We start from the raw sequence: 14,632 nt of genomic DNA, 5'->3' as shown, positions 1-14,632 counted from the left end.
AAAAACGACCCGCCACCCCCGCCGGCAGGTCGTGGAACAGCACGGCACCGGACCGCATGCCCCACGCAATAGTTGACTGCGCAAGTGCTTCGCTCCGGCTGCGCGCCTGCCCCGCTCCTTATGGCGTAAACCATACGGTGATCCAGCTCACATTCCCAGTCCGGCGGTGTCACTGGAGTGCGGCATCATCGAGGCGTGACCCGACGCCTGATGCTTCTCGATACCGCTTCTCTGTACTTCCGCGCCTATTTCGGGGTGCCTGATTCGGTCAGGGCTCCGGACGGCACTCCGGTGAATGCCGTACGCGGGCTGCTCGACTTCATCGCCCGGCTCGTCCAGGACCACCGCCCGGACGATCTGGTGGCCTGTATGGACTTCGACTGGCGCCCCGCCTGGCGCGTGGAGCTGATCCCCACGTACAAGGCACACCGGGTCGCCGAGGAGGCCCCGGCGGGGGCCGAGGTGGACCAGGAGGAGGTTCCGGACACCCTCTCCCCGCAGATCCCGGTGATCGACGCGGTGCTGGACGCGATCGGTATCGCCCGGGTGGGCGCGGCGGGCTACGAGGCGGACGACGTGATCGGCACGCTCGCCGGGCGCGCGGCCGGGCCGGTCGACATCGTCACCGGCGACCGCGATCTCTTCCAGCTGGTCAGCGACGAGCGCCGGGCGCGGGTGCTCTACCCGGTCAAGGGCGTCGGCACGCTGCAGCTGGTGGACGAGGCCCTGCTGCGCGAGAAGTACGGAGTGGACGGCGGCGGGTACGCGGACCTGGCGCTGCTGCGCGGCGACCCGAGCGACGGCCTGCCGGGGGTCCCCGGGGTCGGCGAGAAGACCGCCGCCAAGCTACTGGCCGCCCACGGCGACCTGGCCGGGATCATGGCCGCGGTCGACGACCCCGGCTCCAAGCTGACCCCGACCCAGCGCAAACGGCTGGACGAGGCGCGGCCGTATCTCGCGGTCGCCCCTAAGGTGGTCCGCGTCGCCTCGGACGTCCCGCTGCCCCCGTTCGACGCCGCCGTACCGCGGGCGCCGCGCGATCCGCGCGCGGTGGACGCGCTCGCGGAGCGCTGGGGACTAGGGGGATCCTTGAGGCGACTGCTCTCCACCCTTGAGGAATAAAGTGTTAGGTTAGCTTAACCTAACTATTGTCGATCAAGGAGACCGCCATGGCGGAACGTCCGGCCCGTAAGCGTCCGCGGCCGCACCGAGCACAGGTGGTGCGCACCGACCGGCTGACCCCTCACATGGTGCGGGTCGTGCTCGGTGGTGGCGGTCTCGCCGATTTCAGCGCCGGTGAGTGGACCGATCACTACGTCAAGCTGCTGTTCCCCGCCGAGGGCGTGGCCTATCCCGAGCCGTTCGACATGGAGCGGATCCGCGAGGAGTTCCCGCGCGAGCAGTGGCCGGTCAGCCGTACGTACACGGTGCGCGCCTGGGACCCGGAGGCCCGCGAGCTGACTCTCGACTTCGTGGTCCACGGCGACGAGGGCCTGGCCGGGCCGTGGGCGGCGCGGGTGCGACCCGGCGAGGAGATCTACTTCCAGGGGCCCGGCGGCGCGTACGCCCCGCGCGAGGACGCCGACTGGCATCTGCTCGCCGGTGACGAGAGCGCGCTGCCCGCGATCGCCGCCGCGCTGGAGCGGCTGACCCACCGGCCGCAAGGCGCGGGCGGCGCTCCGGTGCACGCCTTCATCGAGGTCGAGGGCCCGGAGGAGGAGCACAAGCTGGCCGTGCCCGACGGGGCCGAGGTGGTGTGGCTGCACCGTGGTACCGCGCCGGTCGGCGAGGCGCTGGTGGCGGCCGTCCGGGGGCTGGAGTTCCCGGCCGGTCAGGTGCACGCGTTCGTGCACGGCGAGGCGGGCTTCGTGAAGGAGATCCGCCGCTATCTGCGGATGGAGCGCGAGGTGCCGCGCGAGTGGATGTCCATCTCCGGCTACTGGCGGCGCGGCCACAACGAGGACGGCTGGCAGGCGTCGAAGCGGGAGTGGAACCAGCAGGTGGAGGCCGAGCAGGAGGGCGCGCGGTCCGAGGAGGCCGCGGCGTAGGGCACCGCACAGGCACGCGTACGGCGGGTGGGTGGACGGCAGGGACGTCCACCCACCCGCCTTCGCTTCGGTGGGGGCGCACAACGGCAGAAAAAGTCTATTAACAGGCTTTAACCCTACTTACACATGAATTCCTGGTTGCTCCAGTTCCACCTTCCGCCCCCTTCACCCGATGGCTTAAATCGGAAGCAGCGAGATTGACGGCGCCCCTCGAACGCGGCGCCGAGTCGCTTCATCCCGACGGGTCTTTCACCCGCCCTTCCCGCCCACCGGGACGTCCTCCGCGGCCGCGGAGCGCGTCCGCCGTCGGCCTGCTCTCCGCGCCCCCGGCGAGGCGGCACATCGAAGGAGAAGGATCATGGCAACCATCACTTCGCTGGTGGACACGACGACCACCACCAACCAAGGCAAACCCGGGGACACCGTCCAGATCAACGGCACCGCGATGGCCACCACCACCCGCGTGAACTTCGGGTCGACGGCGGTCGCCCCGACCGGCGTCACCGCCACCCAGGTCACCTTCGTCGTGCCCTCCACGGCGCCGTGCTCCGGCCAGGTCGCCGTCAGCGTGGCCAGCAACACCGGCGCCACCAGCAACGCGCTGCCGTTCTTCGTCATCGCCACGCCCACGACCACCGGGATGAGCGTCACCTGTCTCCCGGCCGCCACGGGTGGCGCGGCGACGCTGTTCGGCACCAACTTCCTGACCGGGACGCAGGTCGCCGTGGGCACCGTCGGCAACGTCGCGGTCACCCCCACCCAGACCAACCAGGTCACGTTCACCGCACCGGCCAACCCGGGGCAGGTCGCCGATGTGTCGACCCAGGCGGTGACCATCACCACCGCGGGCGGCAGCAGCACCTCGGGCACCACCATGGTCGACTACTACCTCGCGCCGGTCATCACCTCCGTGGCACCCACGTCGGGCACGGCCGGCGACAGCGTCGTCGTCAACGGAACGTCCTTCGTCGGCGTCGACACCGTCACGTTCACCGACAGCGCCGCCGCCACCGCCCTCGCGGTCTTCACTCCCATCAGCGACGACCAGCTCGTGGCCACCGTGCCCGGCGGACTCGCCACCGGCGCCGGGACCATCACGGTCCACACCTGCGGCGGAAACTCCAACGCCCAGGCCTTCACCATCACCTGACGGCCGGGGACAACCTCGCGCGGACAGCGTCACCGCACAGTCGCCCCCGCGCCCTGGCCGACAGCTGCCGGCCAGGGCGCTGCCGTGGAGGTACGGAGAGGAGAAACAGCGTCATGGCCCCCATCGTGACCAGCGTCAGCCCCGTCCAAGGTGTCCCGGCGGGAGGAACACCCGTCACCGTCACCGGCTCCGGCTTCACCGGCGCCACCGCGGTCAGGTTCGGCCCCAGCCTGGCCACGAACGTGGTCGTCGTGAACAGCACGCAGATCACGGCCAGGACGCCCGCGGGGACCGGCACGGTCAAGGTCACGGTCACCGGGCCGTCGGGGACCAGCACCCAGAACGTGTTCTTCACCTACACCACCGTCGCGGTCCCCGTCCTCACCAGCCTCAGCCCGGCCTCGGGACCGACCTCCGGCGGCAACACCGTCACCCTCGTCGGCACCAACCTCACCGGCGCGACCACGGTCATGTTCGGCCCCAGCCCCGCCGCCATCCTCACCAACACCGCCACCCAGATCACCGTCACCGCCCCACCGGGCACCGGCAGCGTCGGAGTCACCGTCACCACCCCCGGCGGCACCAGCAACGCCCTCGGCTACACCTACGCCGCCACCCCCGCTCCCACCCTCACCAGCCTCAGCCCGACCTCAGGACCGACCTCCGGCGGCAACACCGTCACCCTCGTCGGCACCAACCTCACCGGCGCGACCACGGTCATGTTCGGGATCAACGCGGCGGCCATCCTCACCAACACCGCCACCCAGATCACCGTCACCGCGCCCGCCGGGCCGCCGTCCGTGGTCAACGTCAGCGTCACCACGCCGGGCGGCACCAGCAATCCGCTGCCGTACTTCTACATCACCGCGCCGGTCGTCACCGATCTGTCCGCCCACCTCGGCCCGGCCACCGGCGGCAACACCGTCACCGTCTTCGGCAGCAGTCTGACCCTCACCACCGCCGTCGACTTCGGGGGGACCCCGGCCACCGCCGTCAACGTGATCTCCGACAGCCAGCTGACCGTCACCGCCCCGGCCGGGACCGGTACGGTCCAGGTCACCGTCACCACGCCCGGCGGCACCAGCTCGCCGGGGACCGGGAACCCGCACTACACGTATCTCGGCGCCCCGGTCCTCACCAGCCTCAACCCGGCGAACGGCCTGGACACCGGGGGCGAGTCGGTGGTGCTCGTCGGCGCCAACCTCACGTACACCGACTCGGTGACCTTCGGCGGCGTCCCCGCCTCGTTCTTCGCGGTCTCGGACACCCAGGTCGTCGCCACCACCCCGGGCGGGCCGCCCGGGGTGGTGAGCGTCGTGGCCCACACCCCGGCCGGAGACAGCAACGCCCTGCCGTTCACCTACGATCCGTCGTGATGCGCTGGCTGAGGCGGACCGGATCCGCCTCAGCCCACGGAGGAGTACGCCACGACCCCGCGCAGCAGCCCGTCGACCGCCTTGCGGGCGTTGCGCGCCACGGCGCCGTCCGGGGCCGCCGCCGCGATCTGGCCCAGCACGTCGATCAGCTGCTTGCACCAGCGCACGAAGTCACCGGCGGGCATGTCCACTTCCCGCAGCAGCTCGTCCAGCCCGTGGCCGGAGGCCCAGCGGTAGGCGGCCCAGGCGAAGCCCAGGTCCGGCTCGCGCTGGCCGACCCCCTCCGCCTGGTTGATCTTGTGCTCCTCCTCCAGGGCGTCCAGTCGGCCCCAGATACGGACCATCTCGCCCAGCGCCTCCTTGGCGGCGCCGGTGGGCAGCTTGGGCGGCAGCGCGTCGTCCGCCGACCGGGACTCGTACACCAGCGCCGAGGCGCACGCCGCCAGCTCGGCGGGCTTCAGCCCCTCCCACACTCCGTCCCGCAGGCATTCGCTGGCCAGCAGGTCCAGCTCGCCGTAGAGCCGGGCCAGCCGCTTGCCGACGTCCGTGACCTCGTCACCGCGCAGATAGTCCAGCTCGGTCAGCAGGGCGCAGATCCGGTCGAAGGTGCGGGCGATGGTGTTCGTCCGCCCCTCGATGCGCCGCTCCAGCTGGCGGGTGTCGCGCAGCAGGCGGTGGTAGCGCTCGCCCCAGCGGGCGTGGTCCTCGCGGTCGGAGCAGCCGTGGCAGGGGTGGGCGCGGATGGCGGTGCGCAGCCGGGCGATCTCGGTGTCGTCGGCCGCGCGCGAGCGCTCCTTGCGGTGCCGCCGCGCCTCGTGGTGCCCGGCCTTGGTGCGCAGCGCGGAGGCGAGGTCCCGGCGGGACTGCGGGCTGCGCGGGTTGAACGACTTGGGGATCCGCATCCGGTCCAGCGGCTCGACCGGCACCGGAAAGTCGATCGAGGCGAGCCGCTTGACCTGGCGCTCGGCGGTGAGCACCAGCGGGCGCGGCCCGTCCTGGTGCTCGAAGCCGCGGTGGCCGTTGGAACGCCCGGCGGCCAGCCCCGGGTCCAGCACCAGGGCGAGCCCGGCGAACTTGCCGGTGGGCACATGGATGACATCGCCCGGGCGCAGCTTCTCCAGCGCCACCGCGGCGGCCGCTCGGCGCTGCGCGGCGCCCTGCCGGGCGATCTCGGTCTCGCGGTCCTTCAGATCGCGGCGCAGCCGCGCGTACTCGTCGAAGTCGCCGAGGTGGCAGGTCATGGAGGCGCGGTAGCCCTCCAACCCCTCCTCGTTGCGCTGCACCTGACGGGAGATCCCGACAACCGCCTTGTCCGCCTGGAACTGGGCGAACGAGGTCTCCAGCAGCTCGCGCGAGCGGTGCCGCCCGAACTGGGAGACCAGGTTGACGGCCATGTTGTACGAGGGCTTGAAGGACGAGCGCAGCGGATACGTGCGCGTCCCGGCCAGGCCCGCGAGGGCGGCCGGGTCCATGGCGCGCTGCCACAGCACCACCGCGTGGCCCTCGACGTCGATGCCGCGCCGCCCGGCGCGCCCGGTCAGCTGGGTGTACTCGCCGGGGGTGATGTCGGCGTGCTGCTCCCCGTTCCACTTGACGAGCTTCTCCAACACCACCGAGCGGGCGGGCATGTTGATGCCCAGCGCCAGGGTCTCGGTGGCGAAGACCGCCTTGACCAGGCCGCGGACGAACAGCTCCTCGACGACCTCCTTGAAGGTGGGCAGCATCCCGGCGTGATGGGCCGCGATGCCCCGCTCCAGCCCCTCCAGCCACTCGAAATACCCGAGCACGTGCAGGTCTTCGTCGGGGATGCCCGCGGTGCGCTCCTCGACTATCGACCGCACCTGGGCGCGCGCCGCGTCGTCGTTGAGCCGCAGCCCCGCGTACAGGCACTGCTGGACGGCCGATTCGCACCCGGCCCGGCTGAAGATGAAGGTGATGGCGGGCAACAGGCCCTCGGCGTCGAGCCGGTCGATGACCTCGGCTCTGCCCGGGGTCCAGATCCGGCTGCGCTGGCGGCGCTCGCGCTCCCGGTCGGCCTCCCGCATGTTGTTCCGCCCCCGGCGCTTGTCGCGGCCGAAGGCGGGGCGGCTGTTCTCCATCCGGGCCAGCCGGACCAGATCGGGATTGACCTCGCGGCGACCGGCCTGGTCACCGTCACGCCCGGTCTTCTCCTCGAAGAGGTCGTACATCCGGCGCCCCGCCAGCACGTGCTGCCACAGCGGCACCGGGCGGTGCTCGGAGACGATCACCTCGGTGTCGCCGCGCACGGTGTCCAGCCAGTCGCCGAACTCCTCGGCGTTGGAGACCGTCGCGGACAGTGATACGAGCGTCACCGACTCGGGGAGGTGGATGATGACCTCTTCCCAGACGGCGCCGCGGAAGCGGTCGGAGAGGTAGTGCACCTCGTCCATCACCACATAGCCGAGGCCGAGCAGCGACTGGGAGCCCGCGTAGAGCATGTTGCGCAGCACCTCGGTGGTCATGACGACCACCGGGGCTTCGGAATTGACGCTGTTGTCGCCGGTGAGCAGGCCGACCTTGTCGGCGCCGTAACGCTTGACGAGGTCGGCGTACTTCTGGTTCGACAGCGCCTTGATGGGCGTGGTGTAGAAGCACTTGCGGCCCTGGGTGAGCGCCAGGTGGACGGCGAACTCGCCCACGATGGTCTTGCCCGAACCGGTGGGGGCGGCGACCAGCACGCCCTTGCCTGCTTCGAGGGCCTGGCACGCCTCGATCTGGAACGGGTCCAGCGCGAAGGCGTACATCTCGCGGAAGGGGGCCAGCGCGGTGGCCTGCTCGGCGGCCCGGACTCGGGCGGCCGCATAGCGCTCGGCGGGAGTCAGCTCGTCGGTCATCGTATGTACGAGACTACCGGCCACCTCCGACAACGCACGCGATCTTTACGGCGGGATGGGGACCGGGACCCCGGCGGGCCCCGGTCATCCGTCGCCGGTGGCCCGCCTACGTGACGTCGTCGTAGCCGTTGCGCCGCACGGGGTCGTCCGCCGAGGGCAGCTCGCCGGCGGCGACGCGCTCGGTCCCCTCGACGGCCTCCGGCGTCAGGTCCAGGCTCGACGCCTCGTCGTCGTCCAGGCCGAAGTCGGGGTCGGCGGCCCGGCGCCGCGCCCTGCGCCGGTCGTTGACGAGGGCGATGGCGACCGCGCCGAAGTAGAGCACGGTGACCGGCCCGGCCAGGGCGAACATGCCGATCGGGTCGGTGCTGGGGGTGGCCACGGCGCCGAAGACCGTGATGCCCATGATCATGGCCCGCCACCAGCCGAACATCCGGCGCCCGCTGAGGATGCCGGTGAAGTTCAGCAGGATCAGCAGCAGCGGCAGCTCGAAAGCCAGACCGAAGACGACGATCATGCGGGTGAGCAGATCGAGGAAGTCGTCCAGCGGGAGGAGGTTGCTGGCCCCGCCCGGCGTGAAGTCGAGGAGGACCTTGGCGCTCGTCGGGAGGATCTTGTACGCGAAGAAGGCACCGCCGACGAACAGCGGCACGCCGAGGCCGACGAAGAAGAGCGAGTACTTCTTCTCGCTGCGGTGCAGACCGGGCGCGAGGAACGCCCACAGCTGGTACAGCCAGACCGGGGTGGCGAGCACCAGGCCGGTGGTGAAGGAGACCTTGAGCATGATCGTGAACGGCGACAGCAGACCGTTCACGGTGAACTCCGCGCACCGCTTTCCGACGTTCTCGACGTGCTCGCTGTTCTGGGAGAGCTGGGACATTCGCGTCCCGCCCGGACAGCCGACGGAATCCAGGACCGGCTTCATCAGGAAATCGATGATGTCCTGATAGACGAACATCGCCACGATGGTGATCACGCAGATCGCCAAGACCGATTTCAACAACCGGTTGCGCAACTCGCGCAGGTGGTCCGCGAGGGGCATCCGCCCCTCAGGGTCCTTCTCCTTCTTGTTGCGGGCAGACTTGAGCAACCCACGTCCTCATCTCGTGCGTCGGACGGCGGCCGTCGGCCCCGCCCTCAAGTGGCCCCGGGTCAGCGCTTGGTGGTGTCGCTCGGCTCGGCGACCGGACGGGAGCTGGAGACATCGCCCGGAGCCGCCTGGATGGTGCGGTGCGCGCCCTGGTCCTGGCCCGGGTTCGGCGGGTCGGCCGGGGCGTTCTCGTCCTGCTTACCGTCCGACTTCATCGCCTTGGCCTCGCTCTTGAGGATGCGGGCAGACTTACCCAGCGAGCGCGCCATGTCGGGGAGCTTCTTCGCGCCGAACAGCAGCAGAACGACGATCAGGATGAGGATGATCTCGGTAGCGCCGAGCCTTCCGAACATATTCGTCTACCTTCTCACCGAGGCGGCTGGGGTGGGGCTGCCGACCGTTCGGACAAAAGTCCGGCAGCCGTGCTGTCAGCGATCGTAGCGCGCAGGGGTAAATGCAGGGCAATCCCCATGCAGACGCCTGGTTGCGGCCCTCCGCCTCGATTCCAGGGCCACGACCAGCCAGCGTACCCCGCTTCTCTGTGACACAGCAGGGCGCCGTCGATCAGTGGTCACGGGCCCCGCGCTCGTCCCGGCGCACCGCCCCCACCTGCGCACTCAGCGGTTCCGTGGCCCGCTCCAGGTCCTCTGCGGCCCGGGTGATCCGCGCGGAGCTGTCCGACACCTGCCGGGCCAGTCTGCGCACCTCCGCGAAGACCCGTACGGAGAGCACGGCGAGGACGGCGATTCCGCAGAAAGCGAGGGCGAGGGCGAGCATCGGCCAGAGCATGGGACGAGCCTATCGGGGCCCCCGCGGCGCCTGTCCGCGGCGGTCGGACGTCCGCCGCCGGGCGGCCCGGACGCGGGGCGTCAGACCGTGGAGTGCAGCCGCAGGGTGCGCACCCCGCCGCCGGTGAGCAGCTCCACGATCCGCTCCCCCGCGGGCTTGCGCACCGCGCTGCCGCAGTCGGGACAGGTGAACGAGTAGAAGGTGGTGCGGTCACTGGCCCCGATCGCCAGCCGCAGCGCACCGGCTGCCAGCTCGAACCGGCCCCGGCACTCCGGGCAGGCGGCCTTGAAGATCACCGAGGTGGGATTCCCCCCAGCGGTCACTGCGCGCGTCCCTTCACTCACCGTAGGCCGTCACTCACCGTAGGCCGCGAGCGCTTGCCGCGCCGCGTCCCGCGCGCTGTCCGCGAGCCCCTGCGGCGCGACGATCCGGCCGTCCCGGCCGAGCCGCAACGCCAGCCGCCGCAAGCTACCGGGCTCGGGGGCGCGCAGCGTGATCCGCAGGGCCCCGTCGGGCAGCTCCTCCGCGCTGTCATGCGGGTAGTACTCGGCGACCCAGCGCCCGCCGGGGCCGACCTCGACGACCACCTCGGGGTCCTCGGCGCCGGTCTGCACCAGCCCGGTGGACGGATCGGAGAGGTCACGCAGCTCGATCGGGGGCGGGTCGGACGCCTCGTCCAGCAGCTTGATCTCCACGACCCGGTCGAGCCGGAAGGTGCGGCGGGCCTCCGACAACCGGCACCACGCCTCCATATACGTGTGGCCGACGGCGAACAGCCGGATCGGGTCGACCTCACGCTCGGTGACCTCGTCGCGCGCGGGCGAGTAGTAGCGCAGCCACAGCCTGCGACGCTCGGAGATGGCCCGGTCGACGTCGGCGAAGACACCGCCCTCGGATTCGAAGGTCACCGAGAGGCGGGAGCTGGCGCCCGCCACCTCGCCCGCCGCGGCCTCCAGCTTGGCGGTGGCCCGCAGCAGCGCCTCCCGGTCGCTCTCGCGCAGCCCGGGCAGGGTGGCGACGGCGCGGGCGGCGACGAGCAGCGCGGTGGCCTCGTCGGCGGCCAGCCGCAGCGGCTCGGCGACGTCGTCGGGGTTGTGCCACCAGATGCGCTCGCCGTCGGTGTCGATGTCCAGCAGGTCGCCGCCGCGGAAGCTGGTGCCGCACAGCGGCAGCACATCGAGGTCGGCGATCAGCTCGTCCTCGCTGATGCCGAAGGCGCGGGCGACCTCGGCGACGCGCGCGCCCGGGCGCTCCCGCAGATACGTCACCAGCGACAGCATCCGGCGGGTCTGGTCAATAGCGTTTCCGGCCATGATGAAGTCGTTCCGTCCCCTCAGCCCTTGGCCACGGCGCGCAGCCGCTCGACGACGTCCGCCCGCAGCTCGCCGGGCCCCATGACGACCACATCCGGGCCGAATTCCACCAGCCAGGCGTCCAGTCCGTGCCCGTACGGGATCTCCAGCTCGTCCCAGCCGTCGTCCCCGGTGCGGGTGGTGAGCGCCTTCGCCCGCAGCGGATAGCCGTGCCCGGCGCGCACCCTGATCCGAGCGGTGCCGGTGGCGGTCTCCCCCGCCCAGGCCTCCACGGTCTCCCGCACGGTGGAGTGGTCGGGCACCTCGGCGGTGTACGCGCCGGAGCGCAGCCGCACCCGGCCGGTGATCCGGGAGAGCCGGAAGACACGCTCGGCGGACCGCTCGCGGTCCCACCCGGCGAGATACCAGTGGCCGCGCCAGCACTCCAGCGTCCAGGGCTCGACCTGGCGCTGTTCGGGGCGGGTGGCGTTGGACTTGCGGTAGTCGAAGACGACCGGGCGGCGGTCGCGGCAGGCGAGCATCAGCGGCTCGAAGGCGGCCTCGTGGACCGGAATGTGCGGCTGCAGCGCGCTCTGCGGCTGGGTGTCGTACGGGTCCTCGGCGACCGGCATCCCGGCGGCCCGCAGCTTCTGCAGCGCGCCGCTCGCGGCGCCCGCGAGCCGGGCCTGCTGCCAGACCTTGGCGGCGAGGCCGAGCGCGGCGGCCTCCGCGGCGTCCAGGGTGATCGGGGGGAGGCGGTTGCTGTCCCGGCGGGCCATATAGCCGACTTCGCCCTCGATGCCTTCCACCGTCTCGATGACCAGGCCGAGTTCGCGCAGATCGTCCTTGTCGCGCTCGAACATGCGATTGAACGCCTCGTCATGGGCGGCGTCGGACTGGAGGTACGCCTCTATGGAGCCCCGCAACTCACGCTTGGTCAGCGGACGCCGGGTTCCCAGCAGGCACAGCGCCAGATTCATCAGCCGCTCGGCCTTGGCAATCGCCATCGACGCCCTTTCTTCTTGACCTTACGACCGTGACCGTACCGCTCCGGGCAGCCACCGCAAAAGCCGAGGGTCCCCGCCTGTGGACGGGGACCCTCGGCACACGCCGCGCGCGAGTCTCAGGCGGAGACCAGGTCGCAGACGAAGATCAGCGACTCGCCCGGCTTGATCCGGCCACCGCCGGCGCCACGGTCGCCGTAGGCCAGGTGCGGCGGGATGATCAGCTGGCGGCGTCCGCCGACCTTCATGCCCTGCAGGCCCTGGTCCCAGCCGGGGATGACCTGGCCGACGCCGAGCTTGATGCGCAGCGGGGTGCCGCGGTTGTAGCTCGCGTCGAACTCCTCACCGGTGGAGAAGGCCACGCCCACGTAGTGGACGGCGACGTCGCTCCCGGCCTGGGCCGCGGGACCGTCGCCCTCCCAGATGTCCTTGATCTCCAGGTCCGCCGGCGGCTCGCCGCCCGGGAAGTCGACCTCGGGCTTGTCGATGCTCACGAAATTGCTCCTCGTTACGTTGTGGGCAACCCGCACACCCTACAGAACGGCCAGGATGTCCACGGTGAAGACCAGGGTGGAGTTGGCGGGGATGCCCTTCTGGGCCTTCTTCCCGTAGCCCAGGTCCGGGGGAACCACGATCAGCACCCGGCTGCCGGCCTTCTTGCCGGCGAGCCCCTGCGACCAGCCCTTGACGACCTGCTGCAGCGAGAACTGGGCCAGCTCACCGCGCTTGTACGTGGAGTCGAACTCCTTGCCGCCGTCCCACAGCACGCCCTTGTACTGGACGAGCAGCGCGTCCTTCGCCGTGGCCTCGGGGCCGTCGCCCTCGATGACGTACTCGGAGACGAGCTTCTTCGGCGCGTCCTTCTTGGGGATGGTGATGGTGGGCGCCTTGCCGTCGGTGTTGTCGGACACCTTCGGCATGTCGATGTTGCTCTGTGCCACCTTCTTGCCCTTGGCCGAGCTCTTGGCGTTGAAGGCGCCCTCGAGGTCGATGACGAACACCAGGGTGTCCGTGCCCTTGATACCCGCCTGCGGCTGGCCCTGCTTGCCGTACGCGTACGCCGGGGGGACGGCCAGCTCCAGCCGGCTGCCGGCGGTGCGGCCCACCAGCCCCTGGTCCCAGCCCGGGAGCACCTGGCCCTTGCCGATCGGGAAGGCGGCGGTCTGCTTCTTGTCGTAGGTGTTGTCCACGACCTTGCCGGTGTTCCAGATCTGGGCGAGGTAGTTCACCTGGACGTAGTCGCCCTTGGCCGTCTTCGCCCCATCGCCCTTGATCACCGTCTTGACCGCGAGGTCGGAGGACGGCTTCCCGCTCCCCTTGGCGACCTTCGGCTTCTCGCCGAACTTCTTGCCACCGGTGATCTCCGGCACCGGTCCGCTCACGATCTTCCCGCTGGGTGCCGGTGAGGGCCCGGTCGGCTCCTGGGAGGGCTTGGCCTTGTCGGATCCTGACTTGTCGTCACCGCAGCCCGCGAGCGTGAGCAGGCCCGCGGGCACGGCAAGGAGTACGGAGCGTCGGCGCACGGAGTCCTCGTTAGGTAGATCTTGCGATGGCCAATGCGCGCCACTTTACGGCGTGACGCGGGCCCCGTCCGAGAAACGCACGGGGCCCGCGTCATACATAAGGCGTACGCCGACTCAGCCAAGCGGCCTACACAGCCGCCTACATACCGGCGATGAGTTTCTCCACCCGGTCATCGACCGAACGGAACGGGTCCTTGCACAGCACGGTGCGCTGCGCCTGGTCATTGAGCTTGAGGTGCACCCAGTCCACGGTGAAGTCGCGGCGCTGCTCCTGGGCACGGCGGATGAAGTCACCGCGCAGCCGGGCGCGAGTGGTCTGCGGGGGCACCGACTTGCCCTCGAAGATCTTCAGGTCGTTGCACACCCGGGCCGCCTGGCCACGCTTCTCCAGCAGGTAGTACAGCCCCCGGCGGCGGTGGATGTCGTGATAGGCGAGGTCCATCTGGGCGATGCGCGGATGGGACATGGTGATGTTGTTCTTCGCCCGGTACCGCTCGATGAGCCGGTACTTCATCACCCAGTCGATCTCGGTGCCGATCCGGTCCAGCTCCTCGGTGCGGATCGCGTCCAGGGTGCGGCCCCACAGCTCCAGCACCCGCTCGACGGTGCCGGTGCGGATGCCCCGGCGCTCACAGAAGTCGACGGCCTTCTCGTAGTACTCCTGCTGCACCTCCAGGGCGGACGCCTCGCGCCCGCTGGCGAGCCGCACCTTGCGCTGCCCGGTGATGTCGTGGCTGACCTCGCGGATCGCCCGGATCGGGTTCTCCAGGGTCAGGTCGCGCATCACGGTGCCCGCCTCGATCATGCGGAGCACCAGGTCGGTGGCGCCGACCTTGAGCAGCATCGTGGTCTCGGACATGTTGGAGTCGCCCACGATGACGTGCAGCCGCCGGTAGCGCTCGGCGTCGGCGTGCGGTTCGTCGCGGGTGTTGATGATCGGCCGGGAGCGGGTCGTCGCGGAGCTGACGCCCTCCCAGATGTGCTCGGCGCGCTGGCTGACGCAGTAGACCGCGCCACGCGGGGTCTGCAGCACCTTGCCCGCCCCGCACAGCAGCTGCCGCGTCACCAGGAACGGGATGAGAATGTCGGCGAGCCGGGAGAACTCCCCGTGCCGGGCCACCAGATAGTTCTCGTGGCAGCCGTAGGAGTTGCCCGCCGAGTCGGTGTTGTTCTTGAAGAGATAGACGTCGCCCGCGATTCCCTCCTCGTGCAGGCGGCGCTCGGCGTCGACGAGCAGACCTTCGAGAATGCGCTCGCCGGACTTGTCGTGGGTGACCAGCTCGGTCACGTTGTCGCACTCGGGTGTGGCGTATTCCGGGTGCGAACCCACGTCGAGATAGAGGCGGGCGCCGTTGCGCAGGAAGACATTGCTGCTGCGGCCCCACGAGACGACACGGCGGAAGAGGTACCGCGCCACTTCGTCAGGAGACAACCGGCGCTGTCCCCTGAATGTGCACGTGACGCCGTACTCGTTCTCCAGCCCGAAAATGCGGCGGTCCATGCCTGAA

At 70.5% G+C, this 14,632-nt stretch carries 14 protein-coding genes; 4 read left to right on the top strand and 10 right to left on the bottom strand.

Annotated features, from left to right (window positions below; genetic code table 11):
- Positions 1–210 precede the first annotated feature (210 nt).
- From ACZ6CL_RS16290 to ACZ6CL_RS16275, 4 genes are all read left to right on the top strand, one after another.
- Positions 211–1,122 (top strand): 5'-3' exonuclease, encoded by a 912-nt coding sequence (locus ACZ6CL_RS16290; protein ID WP_468936810.1) that lies wholly within the window; start codon positions 211–213, stop codon positions 1,120–1,122.
- Between the two features lie 47 nt (positions 1,123–1,169).
- On the top strand, positions 1,170–2,048 hold the full coding sequence (locus tag ACZ6CL_RS16285; protein ID WP_468936528.1) for a siderophore-interacting protein: 879 nt from the start codon (positions 1,170–1,172) through the stop codon (positions 2,046–2,048).
- 358 nt (positions 2,049–2,406) lie between these two features.
- Complete coding sequence (locus ACZ6CL_RS16280; protein ID WP_468936526.1) at positions 2,407–3,198, top strand: IPT/TIG domain-containing protein; 792 nt, start codon at positions 2,407–2,409, stop codon at positions 3,196–3,198.
- A 113-nt stretch (positions 3,199–3,311) separates the two neighbouring features.
- Entirely contained in the window at positions 3,312–4,574 is a 1,263-nt protein-coding gene (locus ACZ6CL_RS16275; protein ID WP_468936523.1) for an IPT/TIG domain-containing protein, read from the top strand.
- A 29-nt stretch (positions 4,575–4,603) separates the two neighbouring features.
- Here ACZ6CL_RS16275 and ACZ6CL_RS16270 read toward each other — a convergent pair whose 3' ends face one another.
- From ACZ6CL_RS16270 to pafA, 10 genes are all read right to left on the bottom strand, one after another.
- Complete coding sequence (locus ACZ6CL_RS16270; RefSeq protein WP_468936521.1) at positions 4,604–7,429, bottom strand: DEAD/DEAH box helicase; 2,826 nt, start codon at positions 7,427–7,429, stop codon at positions 4,604–4,606.
- 106 nt (positions 7,430–7,535) lie between these two features.
- Positions 7,536–8,516, bottom strand: a complete 981-nt coding sequence (gene tatC / locus ACZ6CL_RS16265) for a twin-arginine translocase subunit TatC (RefSeq protein ID WP_468936519.1) — start codon at positions 8,514–8,516, stop codon at positions 7,536–7,538.
- A 62-nt stretch (positions 8,517–8,578) separates the two neighbouring features.
- A complete protein-coding gene (tatA, locus tag ACZ6CL_RS16260; RefSeq protein WP_468936516.1) occupies positions 8,579–8,869 on the bottom strand; it encodes a Sec-independent protein translocase subunit TatA in 291 nt (96 codons plus the stop codon).
- A 211-nt stretch (positions 8,870–9,080) separates the two neighbouring features.
- The gene (locus tag ACZ6CL_RS16255) at positions 9,081–9,305 is read right to left on the bottom strand and encodes a hypothetical protein (RefSeq protein WP_468936514.1); all 225 of its coding nucleotides are present in this window, start codon (positions 9,303–9,305) and stop codon (positions 9,081–9,083) included.
- Positions 9,306–9,385: 80 nt separating this feature from the next.
- Entirely contained in the window at positions 9,386–9,628 is a 243-nt protein-coding gene (locus tag ACZ6CL_RS16250; RefSeq protein ID WP_039939485.1) for a hypothetical protein, read from the bottom strand.
- A 30-nt stretch (positions 9,629–9,658) separates the two neighbouring features.
- Positions 9,659–10,618, bottom strand: coding sequence for a helix-turn-helix transcriptional regulator (locus tag ACZ6CL_RS16245; protein ID WP_468936512.1), 960 nt, complete (start codon positions 10,616–10,618; stop codon positions 9,659–9,661).
- 20 nt (positions 10,619–10,638) lie between these two features.
- Positions 10,639–11,604, bottom strand: a complete 966-nt coding sequence (locus tag ACZ6CL_RS16240) for a helix-turn-helix transcriptional regulator (RefSeq protein ID WP_468936510.1) — start codon at positions 11,602–11,604, stop codon at positions 10,639–10,641.
- Positions 11,605–11,720: 116 nt separating this feature from the next.
- Positions 11,721–12,095 (bottom strand): FKBP-type peptidyl-prolyl cis-trans isomerase, encoded by a 375-nt coding sequence (locus tag ACZ6CL_RS16235; RefSeq protein ID WP_468936507.1) that lies wholly within the window; start codon positions 12,093–12,095, stop codon positions 11,721–11,723.
- Between the two features lie 39 nt (positions 12,096–12,134).
- The gene (locus ACZ6CL_RS16230) at positions 12,135–13,124 is read right to left on the bottom strand and encodes an FKBP-type peptidyl-prolyl cis-trans isomerase (protein WP_468936505.1); all 990 of its coding nucleotides are present in this window, start codon (positions 13,122–13,124) and stop codon (positions 12,135–12,137) included.
- Between the two features lie 139 nt (positions 13,125–13,263).
- Positions 13,264–14,625: a Pup--protein ligase gene (pafA, locus tag ACZ6CL_RS16225; RefSeq protein ID WP_468050550.1), complete on the bottom strand. Its 1,362-nt coding sequence runs from the start codon at positions 14,623–14,625 to the stop codon at positions 13,264–13,266.
- Positions 14,626–14,632 lie beyond the last annotated feature (7 nt).

The organism is Streptomyces sp. NPDC041200, from assembly GCF_055591805.1.
This window is presented reverse-complemented; position numbering and strand designations above follow the sequence as displayed.

What these genes read in the sequence shown, in the direction of transcription:
- ACZ6CL_RS16290 (WP_468936810.1), top strand. Translation starts at nt 211, where the DNA reads ATGCTTCTCGATACCGCTTCTCTGTACTTCCGCGCCTATTTCGGGGTG.
- ACZ6CL_RS16285 (WP_468936528.1), top strand. Translation starts at nt 1,170, where the DNA reads ATGGCGGAACGTCCGGCCCGTAAGCGTCCGCGGCCGCACCGAGCACAG.
- ACZ6CL_RS16280 (WP_468936526.1), top strand. Translation starts at nt 2,407, where the DNA reads ATGGCAACCATCACTTCGCTGGTGGACACGACGACCACCACCAACCAA.
- ACZ6CL_RS16275 (WP_468936523.1), top strand. Translation starts at nt 3,312, where the DNA reads ATGGCCCCCATCGTGACCAGCGTCAGCCCCGTCCAAGGTGTCCCGGCG.
- ACZ6CL_RS16270 (WP_468936521.1), bottom strand. Translation starts at nt 7,429, where the DNA reads ATGACCGACGAGCTGACTCCCGCCGAGCGCTATGCGGCCGCCCGAGTC.
- tatA (WP_468936516.1), bottom strand. Translation starts at nt 8,869, where the DNA reads ATGTTCGGAAGGCTCGGCGCTACCGAGATCATCCTCATCCTGATCGTC.
- ACZ6CL_RS16255 (WP_468936514.1), bottom strand. Translation starts at nt 9,305, where the DNA reads ATGCTCTGGCCGATGCTCGCCCTCGCCCTCGCTTTCTGCGGAATCGCC.
- ACZ6CL_RS16245 (WP_468936512.1), bottom strand. Translation starts at nt 10,618, where the DNA reads ATGGCCGGAAACGCTATTGACCAGACCCGCCGGATGCTGTCGCTGGTG.
- ACZ6CL_RS16240 (WP_468936510.1), bottom strand. Translation starts at nt 11,604, where the DNA reads ATGGCGATTGCCAAGGCCGAGCGGCTGATGAATCTGGCGCTGTGCCTG.
- pafA (WP_468050550.1), bottom strand. Translation starts at nt 14,625, where the DNA reads ATGGACCGCCGCATTTTCGGGCTGGAGAACGAGTACGGCGTCACGTGC.